Annotated in this window: 13 protein-coding genes; 6 read left to right on the plus strand and 7 right to left on the minus strand. The window is 45.2% G+C overall.

The genetic code is table 11. From position 1 onward, the window contains the following. Positions 1-10: 10 nt before the first annotated feature. The 3 genes from AC1DCV_RS11425 to AC1DCV_RS11435 are packed head-to-tail and all read left to right on the plus strand — an operon-like array spanning position 11 to position 3,626. Complete coding sequence (locus AC1DCV_RS11425; RefSeq protein ID WP_477023301.1) at positions 11-1,426, plus strand: RagB/SusD family nutrient uptake outer membrane protein; 1,416 nt, start codon at positions 11-13, stop codon at positions 1,424-1,426. A gap of 17 nt (positions 1,427-1,443) precedes the next feature. After that, positions 1,444-2,181 carry a DUF4843 domain-containing protein gene (locus tag AC1DCV_RS11430; RefSeq protein WP_477023302.1) on the plus strand — a complete coding sequence of 246 codons (738 nt, stop codon included), beginning with the start codon at positions 1,444-1,446 and terminating at the stop codon, positions 2,179-2,181. Between the two features lie 32 nt (positions 2,182-2,213). Next, positions 2,214-3,626 carry a PKD-like family lipoprotein gene (locus tag AC1DCV_RS11435; RefSeq protein ID WP_477023303.1) on the plus strand — a complete coding sequence of 471 codons (1,413 nt, stop codon included), beginning with the start codon at positions 2,214-2,216 and terminating at the stop codon, positions 3,624-3,626. 89 nt (positions 3,627-3,715) lie between these two features. On the opposite strand, the gene AC1DCV_RS11440 is transcribed toward AC1DCV_RS11435, so the two are convergent. The 7 genes from AC1DCV_RS11440 to AC1DCV_RS11470 form a co-directional block, all read right to left on the minus strand. Beyond that, positions 3,716-5,146, minus strand: a complete 1,431-nt coding sequence (locus tag AC1DCV_RS11440; RefSeq protein WP_477023304.1) for an alpha-L-fucosidase — start codon at positions 5,144-5,146, stop codon at positions 3,716-3,718. Between the two features lie 24 nt (positions 5,147-5,170). Then, complete coding sequence (locus AC1DCV_RS11445; RefSeq protein WP_477023305.1) at positions 5,171-6,943, minus strand: RagB/SusD family nutrient uptake outer membrane protein; 1,773 nt, start codon at positions 6,941-6,943, stop codon at positions 5,171-5,173. A 35-nt stretch (positions 6,944-6,978) separates the two neighbouring features. After that, entirely contained in the window at positions 6,979-10,095 is a 3,117-nt protein-coding gene (locus tag AC1DCV_RS11450) for a SusC/RagA family TonB-linked outer membrane protein (protein WP_477023306.1), read from the minus strand. Between the two features lie 19 nt (positions 10,096-10,114). Beyond that, positions 10,115-11,752: a RagB/SusD family nutrient uptake outer membrane protein gene (locus AC1DCV_RS11455; RefSeq protein WP_477023307.1), complete on the minus strand. Its 1,638-nt coding sequence runs from the start codon at positions 11,750-11,752 to the stop codon at positions 10,115-10,117. A 17-nt stretch (positions 11,753-11,769) separates the two neighbouring features. Next, entirely contained in the window at positions 11,770-14,601 is a 2,832-nt protein-coding gene (locus AC1DCV_RS11460) for a SusC/RagA family TonB-linked outer membrane protein (protein ID WP_477023308.1), read from the minus strand. A gap of 35 nt (positions 14,602-14,636) precedes the next feature. Continuing rightward, complete coding sequence (locus AC1DCV_RS11465; RefSeq protein ID WP_477023309.1) at positions 14,637-15,434, minus strand: CHRD domain-containing protein; 798 nt, start codon at positions 15,432-15,434, stop codon at positions 14,637-14,639. 311 nt (positions 15,435-15,745) lie between these two features. Then, the gene (locus tag AC1DCV_RS11470; protein ID WP_477023310.1) at positions 15,746-19,852 is read right to left on the minus strand and encodes a two-component regulator propeller domain-containing protein; all 4,107 of its coding nucleotides are present in this window, start codon (positions 19,850-19,852) and stop codon (positions 15,746-15,748) included. A 90-nt stretch (positions 19,853-19,942) separates the two neighbouring features. On the opposite strand from AC1DCV_RS11470, the gene AC1DCV_RS11475 reads away from it, so the two are divergent. From AC1DCV_RS11475 to AC1DCV_RS11485, 3 genes are all read left to right on the plus strand, one after another. After that, positions 19,943-20,089 (plus strand): hypothetical protein, encoded by a 147-nt coding sequence (locus AC1DCV_RS11475; RefSeq protein WP_477023311.1) that lies wholly within the window; start codon positions 19,943-19,945, stop codon positions 20,087-20,089. Positions 20,090-20,204: 115 nt separating this feature from the next. Continuing rightward, positions 20,205-21,488 carry an MFS transporter gene (locus AC1DCV_RS11480; protein WP_477023312.1) on the plus strand — a complete coding sequence of 428 codons (1,284 nt, stop codon included), beginning with the start codon at positions 20,205-20,207 and terminating at the stop codon, positions 21,486-21,488. A 22-nt stretch (positions 21,489-21,510) separates the two neighbouring features. After that, positions 21,511-22,674, plus strand: a complete 1,164-nt coding sequence (locus AC1DCV_RS11485) for a Gfo/Idh/MocA family protein (protein ID WP_477023313.1) — start codon at positions 21,511-21,513, stop codon at positions 22,672-22,674. Positions 22,675-22,697: the final 23 nt, after the last annotated feature.

A 22,697-nucleotide genomic window follows, 5' to 3' on the forward strand; every position in this document is an offset into this window, starting at 1 on the left:
TGTATCATCGATGAAAAATACATATATTTTATTCGCTCTCCTGACCATCCTCCTTATTACACAGGGAGGTTGCAAAAAATGGCTGGATGTGAGCCCGAAAACACAGGTACGGGAAACGGAAATGCTGAAAGATGAACAAGGCTTTAAAGACGCCATTACCGGGCTGTATATGAAGATGACAGATGCTTCTATATATGGTCAGACACTGACCATGGGATTCACGGACATCCTGGCTCAGCGCTACAATACGGCCACCACTACCAGCCCATACTATAACATATCATCTTACAATTATACCAGCGCAACTCCTAAAGCCATCATTGCCTCTATATGGACCAATATGTATGGCGCCATTGCAAATGCCAATAATATTCTGAAAGTAATAGACAGCAAAAAAGAAGTCTTCTCCGGCAACAATTATGCAAGAGTAAAAGGAGAAGCACTGGGATTAAGGGCGTTGATGCACTTTGACCTGTTGCGCATGTTCGGCGCAGCACCCGTAATATCAACACAAAAAAAATCTATTCCCTACATCACCACCTTTAGTGTACAGGTATCTCCCTTGCTCTCTGTACAAAATGTAATAGATAGCTGTATGAGAGATTTACGCGCGGCCGAAGCATTACTATCTACAGACAAAACTATCCGGGAAGCCTATGACCAGGACGCCTTTCAGTCATATACCAGGAATCATATGAACTACTGGGCTGTAAAAGGACTCGAAGCCCGCATATTACTATACAACAATGATAAAGTAAATGCCATGGCGGCAGCGCTGGAGGTCATTAATAATCATGAGCAAAACTTCCCATTTACAGACAAGGCCAGTGCAGCGGCAACATCGAACAGAGACCGCTCCTATGCCCGGGAACAGTTGTTTGCCCTCAGTGTATATAAAATAAAAACGTATGCGGATGCTTATTTTGTTTCTGATGGCGCAGGCGCTCCGGCGCTTTCTATCACCAGCAAAACTTTCAACACCCTTTACGAAACTGCCCAGGGTGGTAGCTCTGATATCCGGTTCAATTACCAGTTTACCACTATTGGCGGTGCTGTAGCTACTTCCAAATATTCATTGGATAATATCTTCGCCAACTTCCTGATGTATAATATGCCGGTGATCCGGTTGTCTGAAATGTATTACATCGCAGCGGAAGCAGCAACATTGCCCGAAACAGGTGTTGCCTATCTGAATGAAGTTCGCACCCATCGGGGCCTGATGGCCCTTCCGGCAAACATCTCAGCGGATATACTGCAAGCGGAAATACTAAAAGAATATAAAAAAGAATTTTATGCAGAAGGTCAATTGTTCTACTACTACAAAAGGTTAAATGCTGCGAAAATAGGGGGTAGTTCAATGATTACTAATGACGCCATTTATATTTTCCCATTACCGGATAATGAAATTGAATTCGGAAATCACTAATTATTAAATCATTACTGATGAAACAACTACTCAAATATATCGGTGGATTACTACTGGCCGTATGTAGTTTATCTGCCTGCAAAAAAAGTAATCCACTTTCGTTTAGTGCGGCAGATATGGTATATATCTACAAAGCACCATATACGCTCAATACTGATTCAATCGTATATTCTTTTGCAATACGGCCGGATAGTTTAATCCAGGATACCATAAAAATCCCTGTTCGCATTATTGGCATGGCCTCATCCAAAGACAGAGCAGTTGCTATCAGGGTGGTAGCAGATAGTACTACTGCTACAGCCGGTATCGACTACAAATTGCTGCCCTGCAATATTCCGGCTGGCACTTATTCGACCAATCAGCCGGTAGTAATATATCGCACCGCCGGCATAAAAACCAAATCAATCAATATACTGCTGGAAGTAGTGGCTTCCCCGGATTTTCTGCCAGGGGTACCAAATTCCAAAGGAAGTACAACAGTGGCAGGAGGTACCACACATTACCGGATAAGGATCAACGACTATCTCACCAAACCAGATAACTGGGATACCTGGCTGACCTACTTCTTTGGCACTTACAGTGCAGTAAAATTTAAGTTTATCATCAACGCTACCGGTCTGAGTGTCATCCCCTCTGATCTTCCGTATGGCATATATTCCGTTTACAGTACGTTGTGTAAACAACAGCTGGAAATATATGAAGCGGCCCATGGTCCGTTGATAGATGAAAACGGAGACCCCGTTTCTTTTGATTAATTCAATTCATTATTGCTCTTCAAAATCAGTATATGCGCACAATAATAATTCCAGCCATCCTGCTAACCGTATGCTGGGGGATGCTAACAGGCTGTTACAAAGACAAAGGAAATTATCAGTATCATGATCTGAATAATATAAGCACCGATTTATCAGACACCACCATCTCCGTATTTCAACTGGATACCTTGCGTATCCATCCCGATGTAAAACAATCTATTCCGGACAAGGAAGGACTGTCTTATGAATGGGTAATGTACGCGAAGATAGGAGCTCCACTTACAAGGCGTACACTGGGCAACAGCCGCAACCTGGATGCACAGATTATTGAAGGTCCCGGCCCTTACATACTGAACCTCTTTATCACAGATAAAAGCACCGGGGTTACCACCACCATTGAGCAACATATAAAAGTAGTGAGTGCGCTGAATGAAGGATGGTTGATATTGGAAGATAGTACCACGCAGGCAGATATCTCCATCATTACACCAGTGGATGTTGCTTTTCATCACATTTATTCACGCGTCAATCCCAACATACCACTGCCACCAGGCACACACCATCTATATGTATTCAACAGACGGAATAGTCAGATCATCTATATACTTTCACCCGCTGGCGGTACACAGGTAGACTATTCCACTTTTATGGTCATTGGAAGCTTTAAAGACTGGTTCTTTATAACCCCTGCTGCCAGGCCCCAGCTATACCTGCCTTTTATGGGCGGTGAAGTGCTGCTCAACGATGGCCACCCATTTGGCATGTCGCTCATGGTGCCACCACCTTATAAGCTCAGCCTGGCTCCTTCCGGTAATTACTATATGGCGCCGTTTGACCTGACTTCGCCATATGGGCCGATATTCTACGATACCATTTCACAACGATTTATCGCCCAGGACTCCTATACTTTTGATCTGATACCATTTCCCAATAGCGAGGCTACAGATGCGTTCAATATGAATAAAGTAAATAAACACCTGCAGTATGCGGAAAATGGACCCGGATTTGATCAGAGTTACGCTTTCTTCAAAAACAATAACAATGACTCGATGTTCGTGTACACCTTCACCAACAGTGGTCCTTACAGTACCCCAGGCACAGCAGCTCCAATAGGTTTTGCTCCGGGAATAAAAGATGCCGGCGTTTTCCGGATGTCGAAACTACTCCCGCATCTGTATTATGTCAGCAACAATAAAATATACCTGTATGATATTCCTGCGGCAACAGCAAGGATAGTATACTCCTTTCCGGCAGGAACGGTTGTACGTAGCATGAAGACAAGTAAAGATAACGGTCAGCTTGTAGTAGCTACACATGAAAATGCAGAAGGCAAGGTATACTACTTCACCATAGGCGCCACGGGCGATTTTGAGGGAAATACCTACCACAAAGTGTTCGGAGGTTTTGGTATTATTAATGACATCATTTATAAAGCTGCCCCCTGATAACCCTATATAAATAAGCTGCCCGGAATTTATATTCCGGGCAGGTTTCTATTCTGAAAATGCTGCAGTCAAACAGCATTCGTAACGCATCAGGTTTTTGCATCCTGGTATTTTTTACCTGCATCTCCGGTATGGAAATCAAGTATAATCACAGGTGGCAAATCATATAATTTCAGTGGTATATGCAAATGATATTGGTTTTTGGACACTTCTTCCAATTGTAGTGTCTGACCATCACCACCCATAAAAGCAGCTTTATCCAGCACCATTCCTTTAGGTGCGGTAATTTTCAGCAACCCATTAATAGGTGTATTAAAAACAATCATGTTCAGTTGATTCGTATTCTTCTTCCCTGTAAAATAGCCCCAGTCCTGCTTATTCATTTCTACATAGTCGCAATCGTAAATAGATTTACCATAGCGTGCCATCCATTTACCGATGGTAGTAGCAATGTCCTGTTCCTGCTGACGGAAAGTACCATCTGCTGCAGGTCCGAAGTTCAACAGGAAGTTACCTCCCATAGAAGTGGCGTTGGCCAGCATTTCCAGCAATTCCACCGGTGTTTTAATATGACTGATGGTCCAGTCTTTATGATATCCCCATTGGTTTTCCGGGATCGTCATACAGGCTTCCCAGTCCCATTTTGTAACAGCCAGGTCATTAACAGGATCTGGTAAGCGGCGCTCATATCCGGATTCATAATCACCCATCAGTTGTCCATTGGAATCTTTGTGGCGTTTACCAAAATCATCTGCACGCAGGCGGCTGTTAACGATCACGCCTGGCCTTACTTCCTTCAGCATCTTTTCTATTTCGTATGTCCAGCGGCCATTCTTTTTCACGGAATTATCCCATGTACCATCAAACCAGAAGGCTTTTACGGTTGGATAATTAATGGCCAGCTCCTTTAACTGGCTGCCGGCAAACGTCAGGTAACGGCTGAAAGCAATACTATCTTCCGGCGTTTTAATATCATAACGCCAGTCGGGATGATGCCAGTCCAGCACCGAATAATAAAAATTCACGTCTATCCCTTCTGCGTTATAAGCGGTCACCAGTTCTTTCAGGAGGTCCTTTTTATAAGGAGAGTTCCCCACATTAAAATCAGTGTACTTGCTGGGCCACATGCAAAATCCTTCATGGTGCTTGGTAGTAATGGTCATGTATTTCACCCCCATATTTTTGGCCATACGCGCCCATTTTTTTGCATCAAACTGCACCGGGTTAAACTGGTACATCAGTGAATCCCATACCACGTCAGGCACATTGGCACTGGATTTCAGGAACTCCGCTGCGTAGTTGTATGTTTTGCCATTCCATACACCACCTGGAATAGCATACAGGCCCCAGTGAATAAATTGTCCGAAACGATTGCTGCGCCATTTGTTCATGGCATCATCCGTGCGCTTGCTGGTGTACTGTGCACCATACTTCAACGGTATTGCGCGCCCGTTACTCTCCTGTGCGCTCACCTTCAACAGAGGCAGCAACAGGGCTATGCCCAATAATATTTTCTTCATGTTCATAAATTTTCACAATAATGCCTACCAGCCCGGATTTTGCAATAACAGGCTACTCTTATTCACCTCGTCATAAGGGAACGGACAGAAATACATTTTTGGATATAGAAATACTGCATTCAGCGCAGTAATGCGTTGATAACTCCAACTGTTATTCTGTTCCCKGGTAACCATTACACCCTGAATAGGTATATTCTCCGTAGATTCCGCTGTTTTCCAACGGCGTGTATCATAATACCAGTGGCCTTCGTAGGCGAATTCCACTTCATACTCACTGCGGATGATCCTCCGCATTTCCAACTGGCTTAAGCCTGTGGCAAGACCATAGTTGTTGTCTGCCCCTGCTTCAATACCTGCTCTTTTTCGGATCCGTTTCACGATGTCATAAACTTCCGTTACCGGGCCGCTAACTTCGTTCATGGCTTCTGCATAACCCAGCAAAATTTCTGCATAGCGGATCACCGGGTATACCCTGCTTTGTGTGCTATAGCTGCCTGTACTATCATTGCTCATTTTACGCGAATAGTAGCCCGTTTTGGTAGAATAGGCCTGCAATCCATCGCCGGTAAGTGTTCCTTGCCATGTTTTATAAATATCTACCGGATCCATTTTCTTGGTGCTGTTGCTATACACCAATGCCTGGTTGTAAATAATTGTATTATAAAATCGCGGATCCCTGTTATCATAAGGAAAACGGGCATCATAACCAGAAGCAGGATCACTGGTGCTTTTCCCGTTTTTCATGCCAAAAGCATCTACCAGGTTCTGACTTGGATTACTCCATCCCGATCCACCTCTTGATTTTGGGAACCAGGCGCCTTCGAGATTTGTATTGTTGCCCATCATATAAGGCATGATATACTCATTATTTTTACGCAGCAGGAACAGTTTCCAGAACCCATATCCCGGGCGGGATTCAGGGCTATTATTTTCATAGATACCATAAAGGCCCTGATCCATCAGTACCTTACACGCAGCTGCTGCTTTCTGCCACAGATTTACATCATAGGTAGCACTGTAACAAATCAAAGGCTGCAATGCGGCATCTGTAGTAATGGGCTGCCCATTGTATAACGGACTAGCAGCCGTTACCAGCATACGCGCTTTCAGCGCCAGGCACATACCGCTGGTAATACGACCATAGTCTGCCGGCAACTGATCCACTACTGATGGCAGATCTACTGCAGCCTTATCGCATTCTGACACAATGTAATTGATACAATCTTTGTAGCTGTTTCGCTGATATTGTATGGGTGCATTAAGATCGCTGAAGATAGTATCACCTACCAGCATCACACCGCCATAATAACGTACCAGCTGAGCATAATACCAGGCACGTAAATAACGCGCTTCTGCCTTTGTGCGCTGTTGCAGGCCAGCGGAGAGCGGCGAGCCACTTACCTTTTTCAGATACTGATTGGCGGCTCTGATTTTGGTGTAATAGGTTTTATAATAGTTATTGCTGAAATAATTCCTGGAAGTACTGGCGCCGGTAATAAACGATGCCTGCGGATCACTGTAATAAGACACGGAGTGCGAGGTCATATCTTCCATACAGGCATAATCATTACCAACGGGCGAAGTAATCAATGTGTAGCGGTTATGGATCAGGTCCATACCGGTATAAGCATACAAGTCATTCAGGAAGTTAAGCGTCTTCACACTATCTGCAAATACAATTTGTTCTGTTAAACTTTCTGTTTGTCTTTTATCAAGAAAGCTATCTGACTTTTTGCAGGCGGCAAACAATCCCATTAGCAAACCCGCTGTCACCATATATTTAAAAACTTTCATCATCGTCATAATTTTTAGTAGAGGTGATAATAATCTGCTTACAATCCCACCTGCAGGCCCAGGTTATAAATCCGTTGCTGAGGATACTCTCCCACAGAAGACGACATCGCCGACTCCGGATCTATGGCTACTGGCAGCCCGGTATATACGAGTGCCATGTTGTAACCATTGGCATAGATCCGGATACTTTTCAGCACTTTATTTCTCAACCGGGAAGCAGGAACGGCGTAGCCAATTTCAAAATTTTTCCACCTGATATAATCTCCTTTTCTGTACCAGTAGGTAGAAGACTGTGGACTGCCTTGTCCATCAGCAAGCGCAGGGAATACATTGTCTGTACTGTTCCATGGTACCCAGCGTCCGAGGTTATAAGGCGTGGTTTGTCTTTCAGGACGGCTATACGCTAAACTACCCCGTTGTATATTGATCACATAATCAAATGAACCCTGGAACAAGGTGCTTACGTCAAATCCTTTCCAGGAAAAGCCGAAGCCCAATCCAGCCACATATCTTGGTTGATTTACACCCATCGCAATTTTATCGTCATCGTTAATAATGCCATCGCCATTCTGATCTGCAAACTTCATGGCGCCGGGGAAGAGGTTTTGCATAGGTACGCTGGTGATCAGCTTCGGGCTTTTCATCACGTCTTCTATATCCGTGTAATAGCCGTTAAACTGGTAGCCAAACGCCTGCCCGATTGATTTACCGGTGCTGGCCAGCCATGGATAACGAACGTTGGGCTCATCGCGGAAAAGGATTTTATTTTTGGCAAAACTTACCTGTCCTCTGACAAAATATTGTAGTTTATTAATGCGGTCTTTATATTCTACTTCCAGCTCATACCCCTTGTTACTCACACGTCCGAGGTTCATGGGTGGCAATCCCACACCCCAGGGCTGCGGTACTGTACCGCGGGTAGAGAGGATATCATGACGGTAGTTATCAAAATAATCAGCCACAATGCCCAGTTTACCATGCAGCATTTTGATGTCTACCCCAATATCTGCTTTCCGTTCTTTTTCCCAGGTAACTTCACTATTACCCAGATCACCTTCTACGATACCACTTACGCCGGTAGGTACTTCTCCGAAGTTGTAGCCCTTGCCTCCATTGTAAATTTGCTCATACAGGTACTTATACGCCCCGATTCTATCGCTGCCCACTACACCATAGGAGCCACGCAACTTGAAGGCATCAATGAACCGGATATTGTCTTTAAAGAACGACTCTTCGCTGATGTTCCAGCCCACCCCCACAGCAGGGAATAAACCATATTTTTTACTGCTGGCAAAACGATCAGACCCATTATAGCCGGCGTTTACATCCAACAGGTACTTCAGTTTATAATTGTATCCTATCCTGCCGGTAACACCACGGAAATTATTGGGAATACCCGCATTTACCACGCTGGCACTATTGTCCCAGTCATTACTGGTATTGGTAATCTGGTTCACCAGTAACAGGGCGCTGAGGTTATGATCCCCAAAGCTACGTGCATAGTTCAGAGATGCCTGGATATTAACTTTCCTGGCGCTACCACGATACCCGCCACTGCTGCTAAGTTTGCCCATTCTATACAGGTTGTTCACCACTGGCTTATAGGCTTCTGCCACCTGGTCGTAATAGTAAGTGAGTATTTCATTATTGGAACGGGTCAGCGATCTGGCAAAGTCATAATCACTGGCTACCGATAACAGCACATTCGCAGACAATCCTTTTGTAAGCGCATCCAGCTGTTGTGTTGCGGACGTAACAATATTAAAATTATTTTCGTAGGAACGTTGGTAGCCGGAGTACTGTAAAATAGCCAGTGGGTTACCTTTGGTACCGGAAGACAGTGTACCGCCCAATGATCCGTTTTCATTATAAATAGGATACCCGAAAGAAGACAACTCTCCATTCCACAAATATTGGAATGTATTACCACCCCCGTTAAAAGCTTTGTCATTAGGCTCATTGGTAGTACCAAAACGGCCGGATAAATCTACACGGATATGCAGGCTTTTGCTGGGATCTATATCAATATTAGAACGGAAGTTATAACGGTTATAGAAGTAGTTGCTGTTATATCCTTCACCGGAAGAAAAGTTTTTATAGATTCCCCCTTGCGTAATATATCCCAGGGAGATAAAATATTTGATGAGATCTGATCCCCCGCTGATATCAAAATTGGTTCTGTTCTGCAGACTATAATCCCTCATCAATACCTTCCACCAGTTTACATTCGGGTGGTTGTAAGGATCGCTGTTATCCTTGTAATAATCAAGGTTATTATTGGCAAAAAACTGCGGATACTTCACGGCAGGATCCCGCAGACTGGTAGTTTCATATTCACGTAACAATCGTAAAGTAGTATATCCGTCATTCATTTCAGGTGGGCGGGTAGGCGATAGCATACCTGTTTCATTACGCACCGTTAACAGCGGTTTACCTGACTTACCACGGCGGGTAGTAATTACCAGTACACCGTTTGCACCACGGATACCGTATACTGCTGTAGTAGATGCATCTTTCAGGATAGACACACTCTCTATTTCGTTGGGATCCAGCTGGTTTACCTGATCATAGGTAAACTCAATATCATCTACAATGATCAATGGATTGTTGGCTGAGTTATTATCCGTATTATTATAGGAACTGATGCCCCTGATCTGAAAGGCGGCACCATCTTTACCAGGTTGTCCGCTGCGTTGTTGCGTGAACAAGCCTGGCAGGCGTCCTGCGAGTGAATTCTGCAAACTCGCAGAGGGGCTTTGCCGGATCTGTTCACCGGAAATAGAACTTACTGCGCCGGTGGAAGTGATTTTTTTCTTGGTACCAAAGCCTACTATTACTACTTCTTCAAGCCCCTTTGTATCCTGTTGTAATATTACATTGGAAGATAGCTTACTGATAGCTATTTCTTTTTTCAGATAACCAACAAAAGAGAATATCAATATACCTGACTTTCCTTTCGGCGTAAGTATATAATTGCCGCTTTCATCTGTAGTAGCGCCATTTGCAGGAAGATCTTTTTCATAGATGGTCACGCCAGGTAATGGCTGTATTCCATCTGTAACAGTACCTTTTATAGTAGTCCTTTGCTGTGCTTTACCGGGTATAACGCTACACAACAGGAGCAGCAACAGCAGGTAGTTTAATATTTTTTTCATGAGATGCTGTTAATGAGTTTTACCAATTGGGATTCTGACGCATGTTGTTATTCGATAACATTTCCTTGTAAGGAATCGGGAACAGGTACATACGATCGGGTAAAAACTTCGTCCCACTTACTTCTACACGTTTGTAGGTCATCGTATTATCTGTTGACTTTATCACCTGTACTCCATGCAGCGGACGGTTTAATACCTGCTCTGCTATTTTCCAGCGGCGGATATCCCAGAAACGTTGTTCTTCAAAAGCCATTTCTACCCTGCGTTCATGTTGTATATGTGTACGCATTTGTTCTTTGGAAAGTCCAGCGGGAAGTTGATATGGATTAAGTTTTGCTCTTTTCCGGATCAGTTCCAATGCATCGTATACTTCCTTTACGGGGCCATCAGCTTCATTGCGCGACTCTGCATAGTTGAGTAATATTTCGGCATAGCGGAAAACCGGAAAGCTATGTTCTGCATTGGAATAACTGGCAGCGGTACCTGCGGTGCTGAGGAACTTCCGCATATAGTAACCGGTACGTGTTTCAGCACCATTGGAATTGCCGAAGCCGGCAGGCCTATCCAGGCCACCATCAAAAGTTTCTACTGTTCTGCCCAGCCATGACATACCGTTATGAAAGATGGTCAGATAAAAACGGGGATCACGGTTAGCATAAGGTTTTTGTGCATCATAACCGGCGCCCGTTTCGGTAATCATTTTTCCATTGGACATTTCAAACTCGTCCACCAGCTCCTGTGTTGGATTTGTTTTGCCCTGATCTCCACGTTTGGATCCAACCGGGCCGTTAAGTGCTTCTACACTACTATTGGGCGATGACATATACGCCAGGATGACCTCTGAATTTTTACGTTTCATAAATGGGTCATCTATAGCGCTTGTCAACGAATAAATACCCAGGTCCATTACATCTTTTGCAGCCTGCACTGCTGCCAGCCACTTTTCACGGTTGCCTGCCGGGTTGTTTATTGGACTGGCTGCATACAGTAGCAGCCTGGACTTCAGTGCCAATGCAGCGCCGCGGGTGGCACGACCAAAATAGGCAGTGGCATAGCTGGCCGGTAAATATTTCTGAACAGTATCTGCTTCCTGTTGGATATACTGTACACATGCTTCATAACTATTACGGGCAAACGAAATATTATCGTTCAGCGTAAACACCTTATCACCAATTAACGGTACACCACCCCATCTTTTTATTAATTCAAAATAAAAGACAGCACGTAACAGGCGGGCCTCAGATTTCCATTGTTCCTTAAGGCCCGCTGTTTTTAATGGTACCTGGTCTATTTTTGAGAGAAAAATATTGGCTTTGCGGATGCCACCGTACAGGGCATCCCATCGATCATCCGGCAACACATAAGGGCTCCACTGTCCCACAGAAAAGTATTGTACCTGGTCGTCTGTATTGGAAGGAACGGCATCATCTGTACCAGCATCCAGGATATTCGATCCAATACGGTTATACCCTTGCGGTAAATCACTATAGGTGTTGTAAAGAAATTGTTCTGCATAAACGCCCAGCGAATCGAGTTTGTCAAACACCAGGTCTTCGTTCACATATTCCAGCGGTGCTTTCTCTACCACATTCTTCTGACAGGCTACAAGCCCTGCCATCGCTACAACAAGAAGCAGGAGGATACATTTTTTCATCATGAAAATAGCTTTAAGGTTTACAGGCCAAGGGAAATTCCCCCGTTAATGATTCTCTGATTGCTAAATGCACTCATGCCTGATTCAGGATCAAACCAGTCCACCTTTTTCCAGGTAAACAGGTTGTAGGCATTTACAAATAATCGCAGGTGACTCACGCTGCTGTGGGATAGAAATACTTTTTTGAAGTCATATCCCAATTCTACATTTTTCAGCCGGAGATAATTTCCATTGCGCATCCAGAAGGTGGAAGCCTGACTGTTATTGACATTAGTACCAATAGTAAGTCGCGGAAATGCTGCATTCACGGAGTTCTCTGTTGTCCAGCGATTGTTGTGCATATCCATTACGTTGCCATAGCTGTTGTTGAAAGCACTTACGGTCGTTGCACTCAACACCATATTACGGTTCATCACGCCCTGCAGCAGCAGTTTAAAATCAAATCCTTTCCAGCTGAAACCGCCACCCATGCCGAAGAATATCATCGGGCGCTGATTGCCTATGGGCTGCATATCCAGTACATTGATAACACCGTCTCCATTCAGGTCTTTATAACGGATATCTCCTGGTGTCGGCGTATAGCCCTGCCAGTTAGCCGTTTTGCTCACATCCGTTCCGGTCTGATAAAATCCGTCGGCCACCAGCCCAAATGCCTGTCCTATGGGCAAACCGGTTTTGTTCTGCCAGGCATAAGGATAAATAGGATCTCCATTGTACAATAACTTGCTGGCAGCAATGCTTACATTGCCATCCAGGTAATATTTAAAAGCATGTGTAGTTACCGGGCTGTAATCCACACTGGCCTCTAATCCAGAATACCTGCTGCGGCCAATATTCTCCAACGGATAGCTATGTCCCAGGATACCGGAGTTACGACCACGTGTTTGTAGCTGGTCATAATATTTGTTACGGTAATAATCCAGTGATATGGACAACTGGCTGTGAAACAGCGCCGCTTCCAGTCCTACATCTACTTTCCAGGCTTTTTCCCAGGTAATATCCGGATTGGCTAACTGCGATTCTATGGTGCCACTTACACCCGAAGATGTTTCGCCTACATTGTAACCGGTGCTGCCGGTTACATAATTAGGGAGGTAGAGGAAATAGTTATTAGGATCTCCCCAGGCTGTTTGTCCGGCAGTAGTCCTTATTTTCAGGCGGTCAAAAATGTTGCTGGAGAAAAAATCTTCATTGCTGATTACCCAGGCCAATCCTGCCGATGGCAGGAAGCTACCGCGTTTACCTGGTGTATACCTGTTTAAGGTACCATATACCAGGCCCAGTTCTGCCAGGTAGGTTTTATGCCAGTCGTAAGAAGCAGTAAGCCCTGCATTGCTATACAGTGTATTCAGTTGGGTAAAACTACGGATGGTATTATCTACATTATAGGTGGCCAGCAACCGGAGTGACTGCCCGTTCCAGGTGTGGTCGTAGCCTGCCATGATATTATAATAATTCTGTCGTACCTGGCTGTTTACTTTTGCCTGTCCGCCTGCTACCAGCCCGTCAGTCCCATATTGAATATAGCTGTTGGGAATAGCGCCGGCAGTAGTATCCGGCTCATATACCGCCACTCCTTTGGAGCGGTCAATGGTTTCCATGTAATAGTTGTTCATAGACAACTGTCCTTTTATCCACAAACCCTTTAACAGGTCGTCCAGCTTATATTGCAGCGTCATATCGGCGCTGATGGTACGTTCTGTTGTTTGCTGATAGCCGGAAGAGATGGCGCCCGCGTATGGGTTGGTACGCCAAAGATTAGTACCCCCAAAGGAGCCGTTGGCATTAAATACGGGAAAAGCAACGGGAGGAGTGGCCCCTGTCAGGGACATCAAACCTGCTGTACCGATGCCGGGTTGGTTACCGGAGGCAACAGAGCCAAATACGTTCAGCCCCAGTTCTATATTTTTATTAAAATTCACCAGTGCGTTGGTGCGGATATTATAACGCTTGTAATCGTTGTTGGTGTTATAGCTGTTAGCCGGAGAAGTAATAAAATTACCGGACTGTGCGAAGTGTTCCAGGGAAGCATAATAGTGATAGTTGCTGGCGTTACCTGCCAGATCTATGTTATAGCGTTGCTGACTGGTGGTATTGCGCATGATTTCATTGTACCAGTTTACGTTCGGTTGTTTATAGGGATCGTTCGTGCGGTTCTTCCAGGCGTTCATCATATCATCTGAATAACGGGGAGTGGCCGCGGCATTCATGTTATGCTGTGCTTCGTTATACAATTGCGCATAATGAAATGCATCTGCATATTGTGGTTTATATAATGATTCCAGCAGGCCATATTGTGCGGAAGCGTTGATTTCAAAAGCTTTGCGTCCTTTTTCCCGCGTGGTCACCATCAATACCCCGTTGGAAGAGCGTTGCCCATACATAGCTGTGGCCAGTGCATCCTTCAGTAGTGTTACACTTTCAATATCATTGGGATTGAAGCCGGTAAAGTCGCGTACCACACCATCGATAACAATGAGTGGCGTTTTTCCGCGCAGAGAAAAAGAGGCGCCGTCTGCTCCGTTCATGCCGGAGAGTTGCAGGGTATAAAGTCCGGCCATCCGACCGGCCAGTACATTGGTGATATCGGCTACGGGTGTACTGCCCACTTCCCGGCTGTAAACGGAAGATGTAGCGGCGACCATATTTGCCCGGGAGCTGTTTCTGTTCCACAACCAGGTGGTATGGGAGAACCATGAACTGTCTTTTACCGGTTTTATATGCTGTGCAGTAGTGTCCTTTGTGAATGCCATAGCGGGAGTAGATAATATCATGGCAGGTATAACGGAAAGGCACCAACGAAATAGTTTATCGGACAGGCACCTGCCGTGGGTAGGTGTGAAATGCATCATGATGAAACAGGTTTATGGAATAAGGAAGAGTTGTATCAGCGTAGCGTCCCCCGGAGGAGCCCTGCCGGTGCCAGCGTACTGTGAATATCCAGGTAGAGTGGGTCTTGCTGCAGCGCCCTCAGTGCCTCACCGGTAACAGATGTATTAAGCGGCTGCGTGTAGTCGGTAGCGGTAGTCGCCAGCTTTAACAGCACCGAACCACCTGCGTTATGCACATGCGCTTCCATCAACTGATCGTTGGCCGGCAGGCCTTTGACATCGATTGCATAAAACAGCGTATTATCGTCTGTCATCCGCAGATAAATTTTTGCGGTAGCAACTGTATTTACCGGTGGCTGCACCTGATCTCCTGTTAAAGACACGTCTTTCGCCAGTAGAATTTTCCTGTCCAACTGACCACGTACCAATCCACCCGGTGCCGTTTTGGAAGCAATAACCAGGTAGCCCGGATTTTTCAGCAGGCTATCCGCCACTTCTCTGGGCATCGCTACATCCCCTTTCATTTTGCGACCGGTGAAATTGCCGCTCAGCTGCAACACCGCCGTATTTCCGTTTTGCAGCGGATTACCCATCCGGATTTCTACTGTTTCCGGAGTAAGTCCCACCAGGGAATCAAAATAAATATCATAATACAAACGGTAATCATCGCGCAGGTACAGCGTTGCGTAGGCGCTGGAGCCATTGCCGGGAAGTGCAGGAACAACATTGGCTGCATTCAATCTAACATTCCAGAACTTTAATACAAACTCATCTGAGTGTTGTTTTTTCTTACAGCCAGACAGGCCGTAAGCTGCGAATAGCATGCAGCATAAGAATACGTGATTCAGGCGCATTTTAAATAGATTTTGATTTGACTGACCTTGCAACTGCTGTTGCAACAGCATGCAATTGTGGAGCTGACAGGCAGCAGTTTTTCATTATTCACTAATAAGAGATAAAGGAATTGTTCACTTTATTATGGCTGACTGGTTGATAAATTTGCTACGATTCGTTCTTTACCTCTTTATTTGGCAACAGGGTAAAATTAGGTTCTTCACAGAATCGGATACCCCACATATCCGTCTGAATTACCCCTATTTTGTTTCATTAAAATACCGGTCAATTGTTGCAATTGACATAACAGGAGCTAAGTTATTATTGATAATTAATGGGTTATGTGATTTTCTTTCACATACTCGGTAGGCGTCTTACCAAATTCTTTTTTAAACCATTTCCGGAAATAATCAGGATCAGAGAAGCCGGTCATATAGGCAACTTCATTTACATTATACTGTTGGGTGGCCAGTAAACGGGCCGCTTTTTTTAACCGGATGATCCGGATAAATTCAACAATGGTTTGGTTGGTGAGGGCTTTTAATTTCCGGTAAAGGGTAACCCGGCTCATGTTAACCGCKCCGGCCAGTTCTTCTACATTCAGACTCGGCTCGGCAATATTTTCTTCAATAAATGCAATCACCGCTTTCAGGAAAATATCGTCTGGCCCCGTGATAGGATCATTATCTGATGCCAGGGTAAAATTGCGGCTATAGCGCTCCCGTAGCAACTTCCTGGAGTCAAGCAGGTTTTTCACACGGCTGGTAAGCAACGAGATGCTGAATGGTTTGGTAATGTAATCATCGGCGCCGGTTTCATATCCCTCCCGGATAAACGAAACCGTAGAGCGGGCAGACAACAATATCACCGGGATATGGCTGGTACGGCTATCATTTTTCAAAGCATGGCATAATTCCACACCATTCATGCCCGGCATCATCACATCGCTGATAATAATATCCGGCAGGTGGCGGGTGGCCAGCTCCAGCCCCGACACACCATCTGCTGCCAGTTGCAGCGTATATCTTTCTTTAAACACTTCTGCCAGGTATTGCTGCACCTCCTCATTATCTTCTATGATCAGCAGCAACGGCTTGTCAGACTCATCTCCCGGAATCTCCGATGAAAAATCAGGTAAAGGAGCAGGAACTAAAAAGGTATTGGTAGTCCGCTTTATTTCTGTGGGTTTAAGATGGTTATTACCTGAAGGAATGCGGATGCTAAAGCAGGTATACCCTTCAGCCGCCTCCGATGCCTGCCGGCTGTTGACGGTAATAATGCCGTAATGTCTGCTCACCAGCCCTTTTACCAAAGCCAGCCCAATACCCGTACCACCCGCCTGCAGATTATTGAAATCATAATGCCGGAATTGTCCGAAGATCTCTTCGAAATGCGTTGCCGGAATGCCAATGCCATTATCTTCTACGGTGAGCAGCAGTATATCGTTATCCTCCATACGTATGCTGATTCTTACCAGGCCGCCTGCTAAAGTGAATTTCAGGGCATTGGACAACAGGTTGAAAAGGATTTTTTCAAATTTATCTTTATCAAACCATACCATGATGGTATCCGCGGCAGGTATTACCTCCAGGGTAATGTCACGGCGTTTGGCCAGACTTTCAAAGGCACCAGCTATATCCCGGCAGAAGTGTACCATATCTGTGTGTTCCGCCTGCATGGGGACACCACCTTCTTCCAATAAACGAAAATCCAGCAGCTGATCCATTAACCGCATCAGTCTTTCCCCGTTTTGCTGTATCAGCTGTAACTGGTACTGCACGGCCTTTTCAGCAGTAGTCGTTTGCAATAGCTTTTCCACCGGTGCCATAATGAGCGTCAATGGTGTTTTTATATCATGAGAGATGTTGGTAAAAAAGTCCAGTTTGCTCTGCGCCAGCTCCCGGTCTTTTTCCCTGAATAACTGTTGTTTCGTAATCTCATGCTTTAACTGGATGGTACGGGAAGAATAGTAATAATACCACCATAACAGGGCAATAGCTATCGCCACATAAAACAGATAGGCATACCATGTTTTCCAGACAGGCGGCAGTACGCGTATTTCTAAACTGGTAGCAGCATCACTCCACACACCTTCATTATTGGTAGCCTTTACACGGAAAATATAATCGCCGGGATCCAGGTTGGTGAAAGTAGCCGCCGTCTGATGTCCTACATAGTGCCATTTATTATCACTGTGTAGCCCTTCCATCATGTAGGCAAATTTGTTGGAGCCTGGATTAATATAATTCAGCGCCGCAAAATGCAGTGTAAAGTAAGCCTGATCATGATCCAGGGTGATTTTATCCGTATAAGTAATGGATTCCTTTAAAGGAGAATGTGGGCCGCCAATATCTACCGGGATATTTTTAATCAGCATCCCCGTCAGCACTACTTTTGGGCTCAGCGTATTAAGGATAATTCTGTTCGGGTTAAAACCTACGATACCATTAATTCCCCCAAACATAATTTCACCGGCGGCCGTTTTGAATGCAGGGTTCAGGTATTCGTTACTGCCAGGCCAGGCGGCCCCCGCATATGGCGTCACCTTTATGCTTTGTGGTGCCGCGGATTGTTTTTGGGCGATGATGCTGATCCTCACAATATTATTCTGTCCACTCAGCCAGAGATCTCCTTTATTATCCTCCACTATCCCGCGGATGATTTTCTCCGCAGTGATATGTTCAGTATCCGGTGCCCGCAAGCTGTTGCTGCCTTTATCCACATATTGCAGGCCATGCTCATGAGTACCCACCCAAATAATACCACGACTGTCTTCTTTCACACAGTGTACATTGCTGGTCCGGTTAAAAGCATAAGCGGCGGTATAGTGTACGAATTGAAAATGAGTACCGTTATATGGCAAATAACAAAGCCCTTCGAGCGTACCTACCCAGAGCGTGCCTTTACTGTCTTCATGTAAACAATTAATTTCTCCGGCCATGAGGCTACCGGGATCATCATTTTTGTGACGTAACTCCCGCACCACAACACCTTTTTGATTCAGAAAAAAAAGACCATTATGTGTGCCTACCCACCAGCCATCGGTTCCTTTCTCCAACGCATAAACAGCGTATACCCATGCAGGATGGTTTCTTGATAATGGCACCCGTGTAAACGTACCAGTAGGGATATTAAACAGGTATAACCCATCCAGACTGCCTATCCACAGGTTATCTTTGTCTTTAAACAACAGGGATTTGATGATATCCTTACTGGTTTGTTCCTCCGCACCGGGAATGTGATAGTAAAGGAAGGTATTGGTGGTCCGGTTATAAAAATTCAACCCGGCTCCGGTAGCCAGCCAGAGGTTATGGGCGGCATCTTCCTGTATTCCCATGATGGTTCGGCTGTTAGTACCTACGCCATCTTTCATAAGGCTGGAAATAAAGCTGAGGTTGCGGCTACCGGGATACACCTGGCTGATGCCGCCCCAATAGGTACCAATCCAGACAGTACCTGCATTGTCTTCCATTACTGCACAAACCGAGTTATGCGAAAGCGTAGCCGGATCAAACTTATCATTGGTGTAGTGTGCGATTACTTTTCTGTCCTGGAAAATATATAACCCTTTACGGGTGCCTACCCAATATTTCCCTTTGATAAATCTGATGGCTTTTACCATTTCATTGGTAATGCTGTTGGTATCGTTGCCGGCATGGTAGTTAAAGCACTGCTGCTTAGGTATATCCAGCATAACCACTCCGCTGGATTGCGTACCCACCCACAGTTCGCCCTCATGATAAGTAATGGCATGAATAGGACTTTTTCCATAATATGGATTAGTAGTCAATGCGGCAGGTAGTGGTAATATGCGCCCATTTCGGGTATCATAGCGGATGATACGTGCACCGGCTCCGATCCATAACACGCCGGTACTGTCTTCTGCAATGGAGCGGATGGTAGATAAATTCTGCCCTGCCAGGTTAACGCTGTTGAGCTTTTCCCCGGCCGGCTCATAATGGTAGAAGCGACGGGAGGCGGCTACCCAGATGTTGCCCTGGGAGTCTCTGTAAACACACGTAACATCTGCGATCGGTTCTCCTGCGTCTGCCAGCCGGAACTGTTCTTTCCGTGCATCATAAATATTCAGTCCATTATCTGTTCCTACCAGGATATTCCCCATGCTATCTTCCGCCAGCGCCTGCACGTAGTTACTGCTGATGCTGTTGTTGGTACTATTATCGTACCTGAAGATTTTTATTTCATCATCACTGTAACGGCAAAGTCCATTATCCGTACCTATCCAGATAAATCCTTTGCTATCCTGTAAGATACAGTGAACAGTATTTTGCGGTAATCCCTGCTCAATTCCCAGGCGGGAAAAACGAAGCGGTGTATCCTGCGCCCAAAGCGTACAAAGTGGGAAAACACAGCATATCATCAATAAAATATGGCAAATCATTTTGTTGACCGGCCATACTTTTCCTGGACAAATCATAACGCTACTGATTTTGGTTGACCCTATAAATGGTTTAAGTTAAAGCTGGCTACCGTATTAAAACCCGGAGAGTGAATAAAATATCAGCATATGGTAAAATATCAGCAGGAGGAAATAATCGATTTAGCCTGGATTACCCTGGAATTATACCAACCGTTTATCCTGAAATTTTACCGTCCGGGCCGGGCATTAACACTTCATTTAAGAAGTAAAACAGAACATTGGCAGCCGGAATAAAAATTTTCAGGAAAATTGCGTGTCATCCATACAAAAAGATGGAAATATGCAAATACTTTTTATAAATTTAAAGGTTTAATAGCCGTTTTTAACTTTTACACAAATATCCACGTTTATGGCAAATGTAATTCAGCCACAGAAATTGTTCGTAGCCAGCTGCATGGCGCTGCTGGTAACATCATTGTCCTTTGGCATCCGCGCCGGTATATTGGGCGGTCTTGGCGTTGAGTTCCACCTGGATACAAAGCAACTGAGCATCATTGCTGGTACTGCTTTCTGGGGCTTTCCGCTGGCAGTAATAATAGGCGGTTTTATAGTAGATATAATAGGCATGAAACGATTGCTGCTTGCAGCTTTCATTCTGCATCTGCTGGGAATTGTACTGACGGTATTTGCGTCCGGTTTCTGGTCCCTGTTTATTTCCACCTTGTTTATCGGTATGGCCAACGGTACCGTAGAAGCGGCCTGTAACCCACTGGTAGCCACCATTTTCCCTGACAACAAAACCACCAAATTAAACCACTTTCACCTGTGGTTCCCTGGCGGTATCGTAGTAGGTACCCTGCTGGTATTCTTATTATCTAAGCTGGGCCTCAGCTGGCAGTTGCAGGTAGCCACCATGGTCATCCCCACCCTTATCTATGGTTATCTCTTTTTGAAACTTGATTTCCCTGTTACAGAGAGGGTAGCATCCGGCGTTTCTTCCTCCCAGATGTACAAATCAGTTTTAAGTCCCCTGTTCATTGTGATGTTTATCCTGATGTTTGGCACCGCCATCACAGAGCTCTTCACCGGACAGTGGATTGAAGTATTGTTAAAAAATGTGACAGAAAATTCTATCCTCATTCTCGCATTAACAGCAGGAGTGCAAACATTGGGCAGAGGTGTAGCTGGTCCGGTGGTACACAAAATATCTCCTACCGGCGTTTTACTTTTTTCCGCGATCTTTTCCGCTTTGGGCTTATATTTACTTTCCCATGTATCTGGTAATATGATCTTTGTAGCTGCCGTTATTTTTGGTATGGGCGTTACTTATTTCTGGCCTACCATGCTGGGTTTTGTATCAGAAAACATTCCTCAGTCAGGCGCTTTAGGTATGAACCTGATGGGGGGTGCCGGTATGTTTGCCGTATCGGTATACATGTATTTCATGGGTGGTTTTTATGATCGCATCATTGTAAAACAACTCCCTGCCGGTGCTTCCCTGGATGCTTACCGTTCTGCGGCAGCAGGCAGTGCAGAAGCCACCGCCTTCAGTCAGGCCACCGCAGTAGCCGGACCTGAAATCATCAATGCCACACTGATCATACCTGTAATGCTGGTCGTAGCTTTTGCAGGACTTTTCTTTTTTATGCGCAACCGAAAAAAAGTAGAAAAAGCACAGGTTCAAATAGTATAACTTATAAAAGATAATTGTAAATATGACACGGAAACTAAGAATGGGAATGATAGGAGGCGGTAAAGATGCCTTCATTGGTGCAATTCATCGTATTGCAGCCAATATGGACGGACTGATTGAGCTGGTGGCAGGTGCCCTCAGCATCAATAACGACATTGCAGTGGAATCCGGTAAAATGCTGTTCCTCGATCCGGAACGCACTTACCTCGATTTCAAAACCATGCTGGAAAATGAAGCGAAGATGCCGACAGATAAACGTATGGACTTTGTGACCATCGTTACACCTAACTTCGCCCACTTTGAACCAGCTATGATGGCGCTCGATCTTGGTTTCAACGTAGTTATAGAAAAACCCATCACTTTTTCTCTCGATGAGGCCAAACAATTACAGGCAAAAGTAGAAGCCACCGGCTTAACACTGTTGCTCACACATACCTACACCGGCTATCCAATGGTGAAACAAGCCAGACAGATGGTAAAAGATGGGGCACTCGGCAAGATCCGCAAAGTATGGGTAGAATACCCGCAAGGCTGGCTCAGCAAACTGAGTGAAAGAGAAGGTAATGCACAGGCAGCCTGGAGAACAGACCCTAAAAAATCAGGCAAAAGCGGCTGTATGGGCGATATCGGTACTCATGCTGCTAACCTGGCAGAATATATCAGCGGCGCCAAAATTGAAAAATTATGCGCTGACCTGAACATCATGGTACCGGGCCGTGCACTGGATGATGACGGCGCTGTATTGCTCCGCTTTGACAATGGCGCTGCCGGTGTGCTGATGGCATCACAGGTAGCTGCTGGTGAAGAAAATGCGCTGAAAATCCGTGTGTACGGAGAAAAAGGCGGTCTCGAATGGGCACAGCACGAACCCAATACCCTCCTCGTAAAATGGCTGGATAAACCTACTGAAATCTACCGCGCAGGTGGTGGCTATTCTTTCCAGTCCAGCTACATGACACATAATACCCGCACTCCAGGCGGCCATCCGGAAGGATACCTGGAAGCATTCGGTAACCTGTATCGCAACTTCGCACAAACTTTATCTGCTAAAATTGATGGTGTACAACCATCTCCGGAATCCCTGGATTTCCCGGGCACGGCAGAAGGTGTTCGCGGTATGGCTTTCATTGATAACGTAGTACGTTCTTCTCAGAGCGATGCTAAATGGACAAACTTCGAGATATAGTATTTCATCACTAGAACGAGCGT

This window comes from Chitinophaga sp. 10T418 (genome assembly GCF_056394125.1).

Excerpts from the sequence above, each read along its gene's own strand:
- AC1DCV_RS11425 (WP_477023301.1), top strand. The coding sequence starts at position 11 with ATGAAAAATACATATATTTTATTCGCTCTCCTGACCATCCTCCTTATT.
- AC1DCV_RS11430 (WP_477023302.1), top strand. The coding sequence starts at position 1,444 with ATGAAACAACTACTCAAATATATCGGTGGATTACTACTGGCCGTATGT.
- AC1DCV_RS11435 (WP_477023303.1), top strand. The coding sequence starts at position 2,214 with ATGCGCACAATAATAATTCCAGCCATCCTGCTAACCGTATGCTGGGGG.
- AC1DCV_RS11440 (WP_477023304.1), bottom strand. The coding sequence starts at position 5,146 with ATGAAGAAAATATTATTGGGCATAGCCCTGTTGCTGCCTCTGTTGAAG.
- AC1DCV_RS11450 (WP_477023306.1), bottom strand. The coding sequence starts at position 10,095 with ATGAAAAAAATATTAAACTACCTGCTGTTGCTGCTCCTGTTGTGTAGC.
- AC1DCV_RS11455 (WP_477023307.1), bottom strand. The coding sequence starts at position 11,752 with ATGATGAAAAAATGTATCCTCCTGCTTCTTGTTGTAGCGATGGCAGGG.
- AC1DCV_RS11460 (WP_477023308.1), bottom strand. The coding sequence starts at position 14,601 with ATGATGCATTTCACACCTACCCACGGCAGGTGCCTGTCCGATAAACTA.
- AC1DCV_RS11465 (WP_477023309.1), bottom strand. The coding sequence starts at position 15,434 with ATGCGCCTGAATCACGTATTCTTATGCTGCATGCTATTCGCAGCTTAC.
- AC1DCV_RS11475 (WP_477023311.1), top strand. The coding sequence starts at position 19,943 with ATGGTAAAATATCAGCAGGAGGAAATAATCGATTTAGCCTGGATTACC.
- AC1DCV_RS11480 (WP_477023312.1), top strand. The coding sequence starts at position 20,205 with ATGGCAAATGTAATTCAGCCACAGAAATTGTTCGTAGCCAGCTGCATG.
- AC1DCV_RS11485 (WP_477023313.1), top strand. The coding sequence starts at position 21,511 with ATGACACGGAAACTAAGAATGGGAATGATAGGAGGCGGTAAAGATGCC.